Genomic DNA, 14,170 nt, shown 5'->3' with positions numbered 1-14,170 from the left:
GTGGCCGCCCGCCCGGACGTGCGGGCCGTCGATCCGGCGCCCGAGGTGTACCGACTCGACCGTACGGTCTTCACGCCGCCGCTGCCCGAGCAGCGCGACGTGGTCCGCCCGCCGGCCGACACCGGGCCGAGCCCGGAGCCGACGCCGCTGGCGAGTGGCGGGCCGACGTCGAGCACGCCGAGACCGCCGGTGCCGATGGGCGAATCGTCGGAACCCGCACCGCTCGTAACGATTCCGTCACCCGCGTCGCCCTCGGCCGAACCCACCGAGGCGGCCCCGCCGGGTGTCGCCACCTCCCCGGACGCGATCGACGAGGGGCTGCTGACGCCCTCCCCGTCGTGATCTGCGCCGGGTGGTGTGCGTGCTCAGGTGTGGTCCGAATAGGGTTTGGTTCGTAGCCTGTCAGACAGAGATCGATGGTGCTGGGAGGGCGGGCCGTGGAGGGCAGTGAGACCGGCTGGGGCCGGCCGGCCGAACCAGCGCCGAGGTGGCGGGCATTGCTGGACCGCGCCCGGCTGGGCGGTCGGGCCGCTGAGCAGCCCGAGCCCGAGCGCCGGGCCGACGAGGCGCCGCCGGACCCACTGCCGCGGCGTGCGGCCCCCAACGGCTACGCGGGGCGGGCGTCGGCCATCGGGCATCCGGCCGATCTGTCGTACGGCCAGGAGCCCGGTTACCGTGCCGAGGCGACCTACCGGGTCGATCCCGCCTACCGGGCCGAGCCGGGGTACCGGGCCGAGCCGGACTACCGTGCCGAGCCCGCGTACCGGGCGGAGCCGGACTATCGGGCGGAGCCCGCGTACCGGGCGGAGCCGGACTACCGTGCCGAGCCTGCGTACCGGGCGGAGCCGGACTATCGGGCGGAGCCCGCGTACCGGGCCGAGCCGGACTACCGCGCCGAGCCGACGTACCGGGCTGACCCCGGTTACCGGGCCGAGCCGACGTACCGTGCCGACCCGGGTCACCGGGCCGAGCCGACGTACCGCGCCGACCCGGGCTACCAGGCCGAGCCCGAGCCGCCGCCGCGCCGGGCCGAGCCCGAGTCGCGCTACGCCCTCCTGGACAACGGCTACCGGCCGGGCAACCCGGCGGGGGAGTCCCGCTACGCGCTGCTGGAAACCGGTTACCAGCCGGAGACCGGCTACCCGAGCGCCGCGCCGCCGGTGACCCCGCCGGTCCCGGCGGTCGCGCCACCACCGGTCGCGCCGCCGCCCGCCCCACCGGTCGCGCCGCCGGTCACTCCGCCGCCCGCCGTGCCGGTCACCCCGCCACCGGGCTCGGCCATCGCCGAGCGCGGCTACCCCGCCCGAATCGAGTGGCGGCCGCAGGGCGGCGACCAGGAGCTGGAACGCGCCACCGGCGTGCTCCGCCGCGATCTGGGCACACCCCGCGTGTTCGCGTTCGCCAACCCCAAGGGCGGGGTGCACAAGACCACCGCCACGGTGCTCGCCGCCGCCACCATCGGCAGCGTCCGGGGGCGGGGCGTGCTGGCCTGGGACGACAACGAGCTGCGCGGCACCCTGGGGCTACGCGCCGGCAGTGCCCGCCACGCGCGCACCATCCGGCACCTGATCGGTGACCTGGCCCAGATCGAGATCCTGGAGGGCGCGACCCTGCTGGAGCGGCTGGACGACTACCTGCGGCACGCCTCCGACGGCTCGTACGACGTGCTGGCCGGCGAGGAGAGCCCGCGCTTCGCCCAGCGGCTCGACCAGTTCACCGTCAAGCGGGTGCTCGAGCTGCTGCGCCGTACGCATGACGTGGTCTGCGTGGACACGGGCAACAACGTGGAGAGCGCCAACTGGCGCACCGTGATGCAGGCCGCCGACCAACTGGTGGTGACCACCGTGCCCCGTGAGGACGCGGCGTTCAGCGCCGACTGGATGCTCGACCTGCTGCACGAGGAGGGCATGGGCGAGCTGGCCGACAACGCGGTCACCCTCATCTCCTGCCCCACCCCTGGCCGCTCGCCCCTGCAGGACGACCTGGAGCGGCACTTCGCCACGCGTACCCGCGCGGTGGCCGTCGTGCCGTACGACCCGGCGTTGGAGACCGGCTCGTCGATCGAGTACCACCAGCTCCAGCCGGAGACCCGGCAGGCGTGGCTGCGCGCCGCCGCGGCCATGGCGGAGCCGTTCGCCCGGTGAGCGGGTTCGCCGCCACCGGCGCCCCGGCCCGTCTCGGGGCCTGAGAGGATCATCGGGTGAGCCCGGACAACCCCGACCCTGAGCGGCACGTCGACGACGCCGACCGGCCCGCCGCACCCCCACCGTCGGGTGCGGCGCCCACGGGAAGCGAGTCGGCCGTGCCGCCACCAGCCGTGCCGCCGCCCGGGTTCGGCCCCGGTGAGGGTCCCGCCTCGACGGCGTACCGGAGCGAGCTGGCGCTGACCCTCGACGAGCCGCGCCGGCCGCTGCGGACGGTGGCGACGGTGCTCGGCGTCGTGCTCGCCCTGGCCGTGCTGGGCGGGGGGCTCGGGCTGCTCTGGGCCGTGCTCGCGCCGGACACCCCGGTGCTCAAGACCGCCGAGGGCGCGATCTACGCCGAGCCCCAGCCGGAGCAGCCGATCGCCGCGGACGGCTGGTTCAGCCTGCTCGGGCTGGCCTTCGGGGTGCTCGCGGCGCTGGCCCTGTGGTTCCTGCTGCGCCGGCAGCGCGGCCCGGTCGGGCTGCTCGGCGTGGTGCTGGGCACGCTGGCCGCCGCCCCGGTGGCCTGGCAGGTGGGGCGTCGGGTCGGGCTGGCGACCTTCGACCGGCTGCTGGACACCGCCCCGGCCGGGCAGGCGTTCACCAAACCCGCCGACCTGCGCGCCGGCGGAATCGACTGGCTCTTCGGCGTGTTGCCGGTGCCGCACGGCAACCTGCTGCTGCCCGCGTTCGGCGCCGCCGTCACGTACACCCTGCTGGCCGGCTGGTCGCGCTGGCCGGGTCTGCGGCCGGAGCCGGACCCGACGGCCCTCAGTTGGGTGTCGGCGGGGACGCCAGCTCCGACAGCGGCACCGGAACCGCCCGCACCTGGCGCAGCAGAGCCGCCTCGCGGTTGAGCAGTCGCAGCTCGGCGCGGAGCCGGGCGGCGGTGTCGTCGATCGCGAGCAGCCGTTGCCGGTCGTCGACGGTCAGCGCGGCGGTGGCCGCGACCAGGTGGGAGAGCACCGTCGGGTCCTCCGGCAGTTGCTCGGAGATCTCCTCCGGGTCGGGGCGGATCAGCCCCAGGTACTGCCGGAACACGGCGATCACCCGGGCGGCCAGCAGGTCGGCCACCTCGTCCGGCCCGGTGGCCTCGGGCAGCCATTCCACCGCAGCCGTCAGGTAGGGCGCGGACGTGTCGTCGACGTCGGCGATCCGGAAGCGACGGCGGCCGACCGTGACGATGTCGAAGCCGCCGTCGGCCAGCTCGGTGACCTGGCGCAGCTCGGCGGTGCAGCCCACCTCGTGCAGGGTGACGTCGCCGACACCGGTGCTCGCGCGGGTGCCGGGCCCGGCGGGCGCGACCTCCCAGCCGGCCTGGATGGCCACCACCCCGAACTCGCGGGATGCGCCCTCGGGCAGGTCGACAAGGTGCCGGACCAGGGCCCGGTAGCGCTCCTCGAAGATGTGCAGCGGCAGCACCAACCCGGGAAAGAGCACCGTTGCGAGCGGGAACACCGGCAGCCGTGCGGTCACGTGGTCGAGCCTAACCAATCGCGTCCGCGGCGGCGTGGCCCGGCTCACCGTCCCGCCGAGCGGGCGACTGGGGTGAGCTCCGGGCGGGCCGCCTAGACTCGCAAGGGTGCTGAATCGGATCGACCTGCGCGACGGTCTCGTGGACCCGCGCCGCCTGCTGCCCCGTGCCCAGCTCGACGTGTCGGTGGCCGTCGAGCGGATCAAGCCGCTCGTCGAGGCGGTCCGGGAGCATGGGTACCCGGCGATCCGGGAGGCCAGTGAGCGGTTCGACGGCATCTCACCGGAGGTGCTGCGGGTGCCGGTGGAGGCGATCGGCGAGGCCGAGGGTGTGCTCGACCCGGCCGTGCGTGCCGCGCTGCTGGAGTCGATCGCCCGGGCCCGCAGGGTGCACGACGACCAGCGGCGCACCGACCACACGACCCGGGTGGTGCCCGGCGGCACGGTCACCGAGCGGTGGCTGCCGGTCGACCGGGTGGGCCTCTACGTCCCCGGCGGCCTGGCGATGTACCCGTCGACAGTGGTGATGAACGTGGTGCCGGCCCAGGCGGCCGGAGTGCGCTCCCTGGTGGTGGTCAGCCCGCCGCAGAAGGACAACGGCGGCCTGCCCGACCCCCGGGTGCTTGCCGCGTGCGCGCTGCTCGGCGTCGACGAGGTCTACGCCGTGGGCGGCGCCCAGGCGGTGGCGATGCTGGCGTACGGGTCCGCCGTCGACCCGGCGGGCGCGCTGCGGTGCGAGCCCGTCGACCTGGTCACCGGCCCGGGCAACATCTGGGTGACCGCCGCCAAGCGGCTGCTGCGGGGTGTCGTCGGCATCGACGCCGAGGCCGGCCCGACCGAGATCGCGATCCTGGCCGACGACAGCGCCGACCCGGCGCACGTCGCCGCCGACCTGATCAGTCAGGCCGAGCACGACCCGCTCGCGGCGAGCGTGCTGGTCACCCCGTCGGTGGCGCTCGTCGAGGCGGTCGAGCGGGAGCTGGCCCGGCAGGTGCCCGCCACCAAGCACGCCGAGCGGGTGACCACGGCGCTGACCGGCGAGCAGAGCGGCGTGGTCCTGGTCGACGACCTTGAGGCGGGGCTGCGGGTGGTCGACGCGTACGCGGCCGAGCACCTGGAGATCCAGACGGTCGACGCCCGGGAGTGGGCGCTGCGGGTGCGCAACGCCGGAGCGATCTTCGTGGGCGCCTGGTCGCCGGTGTCGCTCGGCGACTACTGCGCCGGCTCCAACCACGTGCTGCCCACCGGCGGCTGCGCCCGGCACTCGTCCGGGCTGTCGGTGCAGTCGTTCCTGCGCGGCGTGCACCTGATCGAGTACACCGAGGCCGCGCTGCGCGAGGTGGCCCCACACGTGGTCACCCTGGCCAACGTGGAGGACCTGCCGGCGCACGGCCAGGCCGTGCAGGCCCGCTTCCCGAAAGGGGTGGCGTGACCTCGCTCGATGATCTGCCGATCCGCGACGACCTGCGCGGGCTGTCGCCGTACGGGGCGCCGCAGCTCGACGTGGCGGTGCGGCTCAACACCAACGAGAACTCCTACCCGGTGCCGGAGCCGGTCGTCGACGCGATCGGCAAGGCGCTCGCGGCCGAGTTGCGCGACCTGAACCGCTATCCGGACCGGGACGCGGTGGCGCTGCGCGCCGACCTGGCCGAATATCTCGGGCACGGCCTGACCGTCGAGCACGTCTGGGCGGCCAACGGCTCGAACGAGATCCAGCAGCAGTTGTTGCAGGCGTTCGGTGGGCCGGGGCGCACCGCGATGGGTTTCGTGCCGGCGTACTCGATGCACCCGCTGCTGGCCCTCGGCACCGGCACCCGGTGGGTGCCCGCTGAGCGCGGCGTCGACTTCGGGCTGACGGCCGACGAGGCGGTGGCCCAGGTCCGCGAGCACCGGCCCGACGTGGTCTTCCTCTGCTCGCCGAACAACCCCACCGGCACCGCGCTGGACCCGGCGGTGGTCGCCGCGGTGCTCGACGTCGCGCCCGGCATGGTGGTCGTCGACGAGGCGTACGCCGAGTTCGCCCGGCCGGGCACGGTCAGCGCCCTCGCGGTGCTGCCCGGCCACCCGCGGCTCGTGGTCACCCGCACGATGAGCAAGGCGTTCGGCTTCGCCGGTGGCCGGCTGGGCTACCTGGCCGCCGACCCGGCGGTGGTGCGGGCGGTGCAGCTGGTCCGTCTGCCGTACCACCTGTCCGCGCTGACCCAGGCCGCCGCCCGCGCGGCGCTGGCCCACCGCGACGCCCTGCTGGGTACGGTGAGCGCGATCATGGTCCAGCGGGACCGGATCGTCGCGACGCTGCGCGAACGCGGCCTGCGGGTGGCCGACAGCGACGCCAACTTCGTGCTGTTCGAGTCCGGCGGCGACCAGGCCGCCGCCTGGCAGGCCCTGCTGGCGCAGGGTGTGCTGGTCCGCGACGTCGGCCTGCCCGGCTGGCTGCGGGTGACCGCCGGCACCCCCGCCGAGACCGACGCCTTCCTAGCTGCAATGGAGACTGTGCGATGGGAGCGCGAGGAGTGAGCTTGCGAGCCCCGCAGTCGCGACCGAAAGGTATGCAATGAGCCGGACCGCCCGGGTGGAGCGGATCACCAAGGAGACCAAGGTCCTCGTCGAGATCGACCTCGACGGCACCGGCGCCGCCGAGATCAGCACCGGCGTGGGCTTCTACGACCACATGCTGAACCAGATCGCCCGCCACGGCGGCTACGACCTGACCGTGCGCACCGTGGGCGACCTGGAGATCGACGCCCACCACACGATGGAGGACACCGCGCTCGCGCTGGGCGCCGCGTTCGACCAGGCGCTGGGCGACAAGGCCGGCATCCGGCGGTACGGCTCGGCGACCGTCCCGATGGACGAGGTGCTGGTCCGGGCCGCGGTGGACCTGTCCGGCCGGCCGTACGTGGTGCACGACGAGCCGGTGCTGGCCCCGTACATCGGGCCGGTGTATCCGACCAGCATGACCCGGCACATCTGGGAGTCGTTCGGCCAGGCGGCCCGGATCACCCTGCACGTCGACGTGCTGCGGGCAGCCCGTCCGGGTGGGCACCCGGACGCGCACCACGTGGTGGAGGCCCAGTTCAAGGCGGTCTCCCGGGCGCTGCGCGAGGCCACCGCTATCGACCCGCGGGCGGCCGGCGCGATCCCGAGCACGAAGGGCGCGCTCTAATGGGGGCCGCGTTGCCGACGTTGCTGCTGATCCTGGCCGGGGTGCTGGTGGGCGGCGCGTGGTCGCTGCACCGGCAGGGTGCGCCGAGGGGCGCCGTGGTGATCACCGCGCTGCTCGCGCTGCTCGCCACGGCCGCCGGGGTGCTCCGGCTGATCCCGGAGTCGGGGTCGTGACCGCCGACGTGGTGGTGCTCGACTACGGCTCGGGCAACCTGCGCTCGGCGGAGCGGGCGCTGGCCGCGGCGGGCGCGTCCGTCCGGGTGACCGACGACCTCGCCGCGGCGGCCGCCGCGGACGGTCTGGTGGTGCCGGGTGTGGGCGCCTACGCGGCGTGCATGGCGGGTATCGAGGCGCTCGGCGCCGGGCCGGTGATCGCGGAGCGGGTGGCCGCGGGCCGCCCGGTGCTCGGCATCTGCGTGGGCATGCAGGTGCTCTTCGAGCACGGCGAGGAGCACGGGGTGGTGACGAAGGGCCTCGGGTTGCTGCCCGGCGGGGTGACCCGGTTGGCCGCGCACCGCCTGCCGCACATGGGCTGGAACACGGTTCGCGCGCCCCGCGGGTCGGTGCTGTTCGCCGGGTTGCCGACGCAGAGCCGGTTCTACTTCGTGCACTCGTACGCGATGGGTGACCCGGCGGCGTTGGCGGCCGCGGGGGCCGTGGTGACCACGGCCCACCACGACACCGACTTCGTGGCCGCGGTGGAGCGTGGGCCGCTGTCGGCGGCGCAGTTCCACCCGGAGAAGTCCGCCGACACCGGTGCCGCGTTGCTGCGCAACTGGCTCGCCACCCTGCCCGCCGGTGACTGAGCGCCGGCACCGCCCGGCGTCCGGCGGGCGGGCGTCGCGGTGAGCCGGGAGCGGGCTCGTCGGCGGGCCGAACGTGAGGCTGACCTGGCGCGGGAGCGGGCGGCCCGGCAGCGCCGGGTGGCGCGTCGGCAGCGCCGCCGCGCGGTCGTCCGCCGGTTGACGCCGCAGTTGCGCCGGGGCCGCACGGGCCGGCTGGCTCGGCACACGCGGGGTGAGCGGGCGGCGATCGTGCTGCTCACCGGGGCGGCGATGATTCTGATCTGGACGTTCGTCGACGATCTGGCGTTGCGTGTCGCGCTGATCGTGCTGTTGCTGCTCGTACTCCCGGCGATCGTGGTGATCGCTCTGGACCGTCGTACCTGATCGAGGAGAAGACGTTGAGTCTCACCCTGTTACCCGCCGTGGATGTCGCCGACGGCCGGGCTGTCCGGCTCGTGCAGGGCGCCGCCGGCAGCGAGAGCGTCTACGGCGACCCGTTGGACGCGGCGCTGGCGTGGCAGCGCGACGGCGCGGAGTGGATCCACCTGGTCGATCTGGACGCGGCGTTCGGCCGGGGCACCAACGCGCACCTGCTCGCCGAGGTGGTGCGGCAGTTGGACGTGCAGGTGGAGTTGTCCGGCGGCATCCGTGACGACGAGTCGCTGCGCGCGGCGCTGGGCACCGGGGCGAGCCGGGTGAACATCGGCACCGCCGCGCTGGAGGACCCGGTGTGGTGCGACCGGGTCGTCGGGGAGTACGGCGACCGGGTCGCCATCGGGCTGGACGTACGCGGTCAGACCCTGTCCGCGCGGGGTTGGACCCGTGACGGCGGTGACCTGTACGAGGTGCTGGAGCGCCTGGACAAGGCGGGCGCCACGCGGTACGTGGTCACCGACATCACCAAGGACGGCACCATGCGCGGCCCGAACCTGGATCTGCTGCGCGAGGTGTGCGCGCGTACCGACCGGCCGGTGATCGCCTCGGGTGGCGTGTCCACGCTGGACGACCTGCGGGCGCTGGCCACGCTGGAGCCGCTGGGCGTGGAGGGCGTGATCGCCGGCAAGGCGCTGTACGCGGGCGCGTTCACGGTGGCCGAGGCGCTGCGCACGTTGGCCGAGGCGTGACGGTCACCCGGCTGGGCTCGGGAGGGCCGTGGGAGCAGAGCTACGGCTATTCCCGGGTGGTCCGGGCCGGTGACCTGGCCTGGACGGCTGGCTGTACGGCCACGGTCGACGGTCGGGTGGCGCACGTCGGGGACGCCGCCGCGCAGACGGCGCAGGCGTTGCGGATCGGGTTGGCGGCGCTCGCCGAGGTGGGCGTGCAGCCGGGTGACGTCGTCCGGACCCGGATGTACGTGACCGACCGGCTGCACGCCGACGAGGTGGGCCGGGCGCACAATGCGGTCTTCGGGGCGGTCCGCCCGGTGGCGACGCTGGTGGTGGTGGCGGGTCTGCTCGACCCGGAGCATCTGGTCGAGGTGGAGTTGGAGGCGTACGTCGGCGACCGCTGAGGTGCCGGTGGCCCTCGTCACGGCCGCGCTCCGGCCTAATCGGTTGTGCACAACTTAATTGCGGGCTACGGTTCACGGGTGACCGATGATCTGGTGCTGCGCCGGCAGGTGTGCTTCGCGCTCTACGCCGCGTCGCGCGCCCTCACCGACGTGTACCGGCCGATCCTCGACGAGTTCGGGCTGACCTATCCGCAGTACCTGGTGCTGCTGGTGCTCTGGGAACGCCCCGACGACGCGCCGACGGTGTCCGAGCTGGGCGCCGAGCTGCGGCTGGACTCCGGCACGCTCTCCCCGCTGCTCAAGCGGCTGGAGGGGGCGGGCCTGGTGGTGCGGCGGCGGTCGGCGCGCGACGAGCGGCGGGTCGAGGTGGGCCTCACCGAGCAGGGCCGGGCGCTGCGGGAGCAGCTCTGCGACGTCCCGCTGCGGATCGCGCAGGCCACCGGGCTGGGCATCGCCGAGCTTGTCGCGCTGCGCGACACCCTCACCCGGGTCACCGACACCATCCACCGACAGAAGGAGCAGTGACTCTCATGCAGGTTCTCTACACCGCGTCCGCGACCGCCACCGGCGATGGCCGGGACGGCCACGTCGAGACCTCCGACGGCACCCTCGCGTTCGACCTGGCGGTGCCGAAGGAGATGGGTGGCGCGGGTGGCGCCGCCAACCCCGAGCAGCTCTTCGCCGCCGGCTACGCGGCCTGCTTCCACAGCGCCCTGCGCGTGGTGGCCCGCCGCGCCAAGGCCGACGTGACCGGCTCCGTGGTCGCCGCCGAGGTCGGCATCGGCCCGAACGGCAGCGGTGGCTTCGGGCTCACCGTGCGGCTCGTCGTCGACCTGCCCGCCGTCGCCCGCGACGCCGCCGAGCAGCTCGTCGAGCAGGCCCACCAGGTCTGCCCGTACTCCAACGCGACCCGTGGCAACATCGAGGTCGCGTTGACTGTCCGCGAGACCCTGGCCGCCTGATGTCGCGGACCCGGACCCCACCCGCGGACGAGAGGACGACCACCCGATGACCAGCAACCGTGAGATCCACCTGGCCAGCCGCCCTGAGGGCTGGCCCACCGAGGACACCTTCCGGCTCGTCGAGACCGACGTCCCGAGGCCCGGACCGGGCCAGATCGTGGTCCGCAACCAGTTCATGTCCGTCGACCCGTACATGCGGGGACGGATGAACGACGTCAAGTCGTACGTGCCGCCGTTCGCCCTCGACGCCCCGCTCGACGGGGCCGCGATCGGCGAGGTGGTGGCCAGCGAGTCGGCCGACATCGCGGTCGGCGACACCGTGCTGCACGGGTTGGGCTGGCGGGAGTACGCGCTGCTCGACGCCACCGCCGGGCGCAGGGTCGACCCGAGCGTCGCCCCGGCCAGCGCGTACCTGAGCGTGCTCGGCATGACCGGCCTGACCGCGTACGCCGGTCTGCTGGAGGTCGCCGCGATGAAGCCCGGCGAGACGGTCTTCGTCTCGGCCGCGGCCGGCTCGGTCGGCAGCCTGGTGGGCCAGATCGCCAAGCTCAAGGGCGCCGGCCGGGTCATCGGCAGCGCCGGCTCGGCCGCCAAGGTCGAGCGGCTGCGGGCGCTGGGCTTCGACGCCGCGTTCGACTACCACGACGGGCCGGTCCGCGACTCGCTGCGGGCGGCCGCCCCGGACGGCGTCGACGTCTACTTCGACAACGTCGGCGGAGACCACCTGGAGGCGGCGATCTCGGCCATGAACCTGCACGGCCGGGCCGCCATCTGCGGCATGATCGCCCAGTACAACGACACCGAGCCGCCCGCCGCGCCCCGCAACCTGTCGCTGGTCATCGGCAAGCGGCTGACGCTGCGCGGCTTCCTGGTCCGCGACCACAACCACCTGCGGGACGCGTTCGTCCGCGACGTCGCGGGCTGGCTGCGCGAGGGCAAACTCTCCTACGACGAGACGGTCGTCGACGGCATCGAGAACGCCCCGGCGGCGTTCCTCGGCCTGCTGCGCGGCGAGAACCTGGGCAAGATGCTCGTCCGGGTGTGAGCACCCGCACGTGGCGCACGGCGGTCGGCCCGGTCGGGTCGGCCGTCGTGCCATGCGCGGAGGATAGGCTGGCGGCATGACGGTGGCGGTGCGCGTGATCCCCTGTCTCGACGTGGACGCCGGGCGCGTGGTCAAGGGGGTCAACTTCCTCGACCTGCGGGACGCCGGCGACCCGGTGGAGCTGGCCGCCGCGTACGACCGGGCCGGCGCCGACGAGCTGACCTTCCTCGACGTCACCGCGTCCTCCAACGACCGGGGCACCATGCTCGACGTGGTGCGCCGCACCGCCGAGTCGGTCTTCATCCCGCTGACGGTCGGGGGTGGGGTCCGACAGGTCGGCGACGTCGACACGCTGCTGCGCGCGGGTGCGGACAAGGTCGGTGTGAACACCGCCGCCATCGCGCGGCCGGAGCTGATCGCCGAGATCGCCGATCGGTTCGGCCGGCAGGTGCTCGTGCTCTCCCTCGACGTACGCCGTGCCCCGGCCGGGGTGACGCCCAGCGGGTTCGAGGTCACCACCCACGGTGGCCGGCGCGGCACCGGCCTCGACGCGGTGCGCTGGGCGCGGCAGGTGGCCGAGCTGGGCGCGGGGGAGATCCTGCTCAACTCGATGGACGCCGACGGCACCAAGGCGGGCTTCGACCTGGAGCTGATCGGCGCGGTCCGGGCCGTGGTGGACGTGCCGGTCGTGGCCAGCGGTGGGGCCGGCGAGGTGGCGCACTTCCCGCCAGCGATCGGGGCCGGCGCCGACGCGGTCCTCGCCGCCAGCGTCTTCCACTTCGGTGAGCTGACGGTGGGCGACGTCAAGGACGCCCTGCGCCGCAGCGGTCACCCCGTGCGCTAGCCACGCCGGGCCGTCGTCCGCGCCGCGCCCAGGTAGTACGCGTCGTGCGTGATCAGATTCGCGAACGCTCCCGCCCATACCCAGCACCGGGCGCGGGTGCCGCAGATCGGGCATCGCCCGTGTCGCTGCTCATGCTCGGCCAGAACCCGCCACCATCTGGCCAGTTGCTCCGGGCTTGGCGCACTCACCGGGCTCCATCCAGGTTCGCGCGGATCGCAGCGACCGACACCTGCGCCTCGAAGCACCACCCGCCGGCGCAGTCCGGTACGGGGCCAGCACACGTGTGCCCCCGCATCCGCACCAAGTCCGCCGACCGGCTGCTGGTCCACGACCACCGCCCACACCAGTTCGTCGCGGTTGGTCGGGTTCGGGCTGATCTCCCACGCCAGCAGGTGCAGCAGGGTGCCCGCAGGCACCTGAAGGCTGTCGGTCATGCTCGGCTCCGAGGGCAAAGGGTGGACATCACCGGGAACGGCAGCCACAGTTCCCGTCGACCCCGCCGGAAGCTGCTGTGCCAGATGGGCTGACACGTCGAGCGTGGCCGATAAGCTGGGCCTACGGCAGGCGTGAGCGGTGTGCACACGCTCCTGCACACGCTGGGGGTCGGGAATGGACACCTTCGGGCAGCTACTCAGACGGCATCGCGAGAGCGCCGGGCTGTCCCTGCGGCAGCTCGGTTCGCTCATCCACTTCCAGTACAGCCACATCGCCCAGGTGGAGCGTGGTGGACGCCGTGCCACCAATGCGCTGGCCACGGCCTGCGATCGGGCCTTGGGCGCTGACGGCGCGCTCGTCGAGGCGTACCGGACCGACCGTGCCGGCGCCACCGACATGCACAGACGCACCATGCTGCGCGCCATGACCGCCTTGGCTGCCGCCCCCGCCGTCGCGCCCCTGGCCGGGTTGGAAGCCCTCCGCCACGGCCTCGGCGACGCGGTGACGCCCGACCACGACGAGTGGGAGCAGATCGTGGCCGACTACGGCCACAGCTACTACCGGCAGGCCCGTCCCGCGCTGATGGCCCAACTGGGTGCCGACCTGACCGTGCTGCAACACCAACTCGCCGCCGACACTGGTACGCGCCGGCCTGGTCTTCTGCGAGCTGCCTCCCGCCTGTCCGTCATCGTCGCGTTGAGCCTTGTCGCGTCGGGGCAGACCGTGCTAGGTCGCCGCTGGTGGCGGACCGCCCATCGGGTTGCCGACGAATCCGGGGACACCGACACCCGGGTGTTGGTGCGGGCGTGGAATGTGGTGAACGGCTGCTACGACGGACGCCAACCGTCGGCGGTCGTCGCCCTGTCGGACGAGGCACTGCCTCTACTGGGGCGGCGGGCTACGTCGGCGGCGTGCGGGTTGCTCGCCGGCCGGTCCCAAGCCCTGTCGTTGGCCGGGCGGCATGCGGAGGCGGTGGCGACGGTGCGGCAACTCGCCGACCTTGCCCAGCAGCTACCAGCCGCGATCGTGGACGACGTGGAGTCGTTGTGGGGGTGGCCGGAGCATCGGCTTCACCACACCGAATCGTGGGTGTACACGCACGGTGGCCGTCTGGTCGACGCGGAGGCCGCGCAGGAGCGGGCCCTCGACCTGTACCCGGCGTCGCAGGCGCGGTTACGTGCGCAGGTGCAACTGCATCAGGCTGCCCGGCTGATCCGGGGCGGGCATGTTCCCGACGGGTTGCGGTACGCCGCCGACACCCTCGACGCGCTGCCGGTCGAGCTGCACAACCACCTGCTGCGGTCGGTGGCCGCCCAGGTCACGGCTGCCGTACCCACAGTGGAGCGGTCGCGGCCCGCGTTCGCCGATCTCGCCGACCGGGTTCGGGCCTAGGCTCATCCGCTATGCCGGTGACGTACACCGTGCACACCGCCGAGTCGGCCGCGGCCGTGTTTCCGGCGCTGGCCCGCCTGTACGCGGTCGTCTACGCCGAGCCGCCCTACGCCGAGGGGCCGGAGCAGGTTGCCGCGTTCGCCGACGGGTTGCCCGACGAGTCGCGACGCCCAGGATTCACCCTCGTGGTCGCCGAGGAGGTGGGTGTGCTGGTGGGTGCGGCGTACGGGTGGACGATGCCCGCCGGCCGTTGGTGGATGCGCGCCGACACCAAGCCTTTCGCCGACCTCCGGACCGCCGACAAGTTCGCGGTGATGGAGTGGGTCGTGCATCCCGACCGGCGCGGTGCGGGCATCGGTGCGGAGCTCATCCGCCG

General features: G+C 73.9%; 18 protein-coding genes and 1 pseudogene. 17 read left to right on the top strand and 2 right to left on the bottom strand.

Translation table 11 applies throughout. The annotated features are described in order from the left end of the window. The 3 genes and pseudogenes from AB0J68_RS12800 to AB0J68_RS12790 all read left to right on the top strand — a co-directional run. Positions 1-342 (top strand): annotated as a pseudogene (locus tag AB0J68_RS12800) (hypothetical protein); the annotation flags it as partial. Positions 343-437: 95 nt separating this feature from the next. Next, the gene (locus AB0J68_RS12795; protein WP_363938338.1) at positions 438-2,144 is read left to right on the top strand and encodes an AAA family ATPase; all 1,707 of its coding nucleotides are present in this window, start codon (positions 438-440) and stop codon (positions 2,142-2,144) included. Between the two features lie 173 nt (positions 2,145-2,317). Further along, the gene (locus AB0J68_RS12790; protein ID WP_363938341.1) at positions 2,318-3,040 is read left to right on the top strand and encodes a DUF2567 domain-containing protein; all 723 of its coding nucleotides are present in this window, start codon (positions 2,318-2,320) and stop codon (positions 3,038-3,040) included. On the opposite strand, the gene AB0J68_RS12785 is transcribed toward AB0J68_RS12790, so the two are convergent. Then, entirely contained in the window at positions 2,955-3,659 is a 705-nt protein-coding gene (locus AB0J68_RS12785; protein WP_354856147.1) for an LON peptidase substrate-binding domain-containing protein, read from the bottom strand. The genes AB0J68_RS12790 and AB0J68_RS12785 overlap by 86 nt on opposite strands. Before the next feature lie 106 nt (positions 3,660-3,765). On the opposite strand from AB0J68_RS12785, the gene hisD reads away from it, so the two are divergent. The 12 genes from hisD (at position 3,766) to hisF (ending at position 11,967) form a co-directional block, all read left to right on the top strand. Continuing rightward, positions 3,766-5,088 carry a histidinol dehydrogenase gene (hisD, locus tag AB0J68_RS12780; protein WP_363938335.1) on the top strand — a complete coding sequence of 441 codons (1,323 nt, stop codon included), beginning with the start codon at positions 3,766-3,768 and terminating at the stop codon, positions 5,086-5,088. Further along, entirely contained in the window at positions 5,085-6,173 is a 1,089-nt protein-coding gene (locus AB0J68_RS12775; protein ID WP_355134857.1) for a histidinol-phosphate transaminase, read from the top strand. The genes hisD and AB0J68_RS12775 overlap by 4 nt, the downstream gene beginning before the upstream one ends. A 37-nt stretch (positions 6,174-6,210) precedes the next feature. After that, positions 6,211-6,822, top strand: coding sequence for an imidazoleglycerol-phosphate dehydratase HisB (gene hisB, locus AB0J68_RS12770; RefSeq protein ID WP_203175963.1), 612 nt, complete (start codon positions 6,211-6,213; stop codon positions 6,820-6,822). Next, the gene (locus AB0J68_RS12765) at positions 6,822-6,995 is read left to right on the top strand and encodes a hypothetical protein (RefSeq protein WP_354856150.1); all 174 of its coding nucleotides are present in this window, start codon (positions 6,822-6,824) and stop codon (positions 6,993-6,995) included. Before hisB ends, AB0J68_RS12765 begins: the two co-directional genes overlap by 1 nt. Beyond that, entirely contained in the window at positions 6,992-7,627 is a 636-nt protein-coding gene (hisH, locus tag AB0J68_RS12760) for an imidazole glycerol phosphate synthase subunit HisH (protein WP_354856151.1), read from the top strand. The genes AB0J68_RS12765 and hisH overlap by 4 nt, the downstream gene beginning before the upstream one ends. A 39-nt stretch (positions 7,628-7,666) precedes the next feature. Further along, on the top strand, positions 7,667-7,990 hold the full coding sequence (locus AB0J68_RS12755) for a hypothetical protein (RefSeq protein ID WP_354856152.1): 324 nt from the start codon (positions 7,667-7,669) through the stop codon (positions 7,988-7,990). Positions 7,991-8,004: 14 nt separating this feature from the next. After that, a complete protein-coding gene (gene priA / locus AB0J68_RS12750; protein WP_234588027.1) occupies positions 8,005-8,730 on the top strand; it encodes a bifunctional 1-(5-phosphoribosyl)-5-((5-phosphoribosylamino)methylideneamino)imidazole-4-carboxamide isomerase/phosphoribosylanthranilate isomerase PriA in 726 nt (241 codons plus the stop codon). After that, positions 8,727-9,116 carry a RidA family protein gene (locus AB0J68_RS12745; RefSeq protein WP_354856154.1) on the top strand — a complete coding sequence of 130 codons (390 nt, stop codon included), beginning with the start codon at positions 8,727-8,729 and terminating at the stop codon, positions 9,114-9,116. Before priA ends, AB0J68_RS12745 begins: the two co-directional genes overlap by 4 nt. A gap of 78 nt (positions 9,117-9,194) precedes the next feature. Continuing rightward, on the top strand, positions 9,195-9,641 hold the full coding sequence (locus tag AB0J68_RS12740; protein ID WP_355067215.1) for a MarR family transcriptional regulator: 447 nt from the start codon (positions 9,195-9,197) through the stop codon (positions 9,639-9,641). 5 nt (positions 9,642-9,646) lie between these two features. After that, the gene (locus AB0J68_RS12735) at positions 9,647-10,078 is read left to right on the top strand and encodes an organic hydroperoxide resistance protein (protein WP_355134855.1); all 432 of its coding nucleotides are present in this window, start codon (positions 9,647-9,649) and stop codon (positions 10,076-10,078) included. Positions 10,079-10,124: 46 nt separating this feature from the next. Next, on the top strand, positions 10,125-11,123 hold the full coding sequence (locus tag AB0J68_RS12730; RefSeq protein ID WP_363938330.1) for an NADP-dependent oxidoreductase: 999 nt from the start codon (positions 10,125-10,127) through the stop codon (positions 11,121-11,123). 76 nt (positions 11,124-11,199) lie between these two features. Then, on the top strand, positions 11,200-11,967 hold the full coding sequence (hisF, locus tag AB0J68_RS12725; RefSeq protein ID WP_363938329.1) for an imidazole glycerol phosphate synthase subunit HisF: 768 nt from the start codon (positions 11,200-11,202) through the stop codon (positions 11,965-11,967). Here the strand turns inward: hisF and AB0J68_RS12720 are convergent. After that, the gene (locus AB0J68_RS12720; protein ID WP_363938326.1) at positions 11,964-12,401 is read right to left on the bottom strand and encodes a hypothetical protein; all 438 of its coding nucleotides are present in this window, start codon (positions 12,399-12,401) and stop codon (positions 11,964-11,966) included. The genes hisF and AB0J68_RS12720 overlap by 4 nt on opposite strands. A 175-nt stretch (positions 12,402-12,576) precedes the next feature. Between AB0J68_RS12720 and AB0J68_RS12715 the strand changes: the two genes are divergently transcribed. Both AB0J68_RS12715 and AB0J68_RS12710 read left to right on the top strand, forming a co-directional pair. Beyond that, positions 12,577-13,794 carry a helix-turn-helix transcriptional regulator gene (locus tag AB0J68_RS12715; RefSeq protein WP_363938323.1) on the top strand — a complete coding sequence of 406 codons (1,218 nt, stop codon included), beginning with the start codon at positions 12,577-12,579 and terminating at the stop codon, positions 13,792-13,794. Between the two features lie 11 nt (positions 13,795-13,805). Continuing rightward, the coding region (locus tag AB0J68_RS12710; protein WP_363938320.1) for a GNAT family N-acetyltransferase at positions 13,806-14,170 on the top strand (365 nt) is incomplete at its 3' end.

The sequence above is a fragment of the Micromonospora sp. NPDC049580 genome (assembly GCF_040675595.1).
GTDB lineage: Bacteria > Actinomycetota > Actinomycetes > Mycobacteriales > Micromonosporaceae > Micromonospora.
This window is presented reverse-complemented; position numbering and strand designations above follow the sequence as displayed.

Bases quoted from the DNA above. Each gene is read 5' to 3' on its own strand.
- hisB (WP_203175963.1), top strand. From the start codon at position 6,211: ATGAGCCGGACCGCCCGGGTGGAGCGGATCACCAAGGAGACCAAGGTC.
- AB0J68_RS12730 (WP_363938330.1), top strand. From the start codon at position 10,125: ATGACCAGCAACCGTGAGATCCACCTGGCCAGCCGCCCTGAGGGCTGG.
- hisF (WP_363938329.1), top strand. From the start codon at position 11,200: ATGACGGTGGCGGTGCGCGTGATCCCCTGTCTCGACGTGGACGCCGGG.
- AB0J68_RS12715 (WP_363938323.1), top strand. From the start codon at position 12,577: ATGGACACCTTCGGGCAGCTACTCAGACGGCATCGCGAGAGCGCCGGG.
- AB0J68_RS12765 (WP_354856150.1), top strand. From the start codon at position 6,822: ATGGGGGCCGCGTTGCCGACGTTGCTGCTGATCCTGGCCGGGGTGCTG.
- AB0J68_RS12720 (WP_363938326.1), bottom strand. From the start codon at position 12,401: ATGACCGACAGCCTTCAGGTGCCTGCGGGCACCCTGCTGCACCTGCTG.
- AB0J68_RS12735 (WP_355134855.1), top strand. From the start codon at position 9,647: ATGCAGGTTCTCTACACCGCGTCCGCGACCGCCACCGGCGATGGCCGG.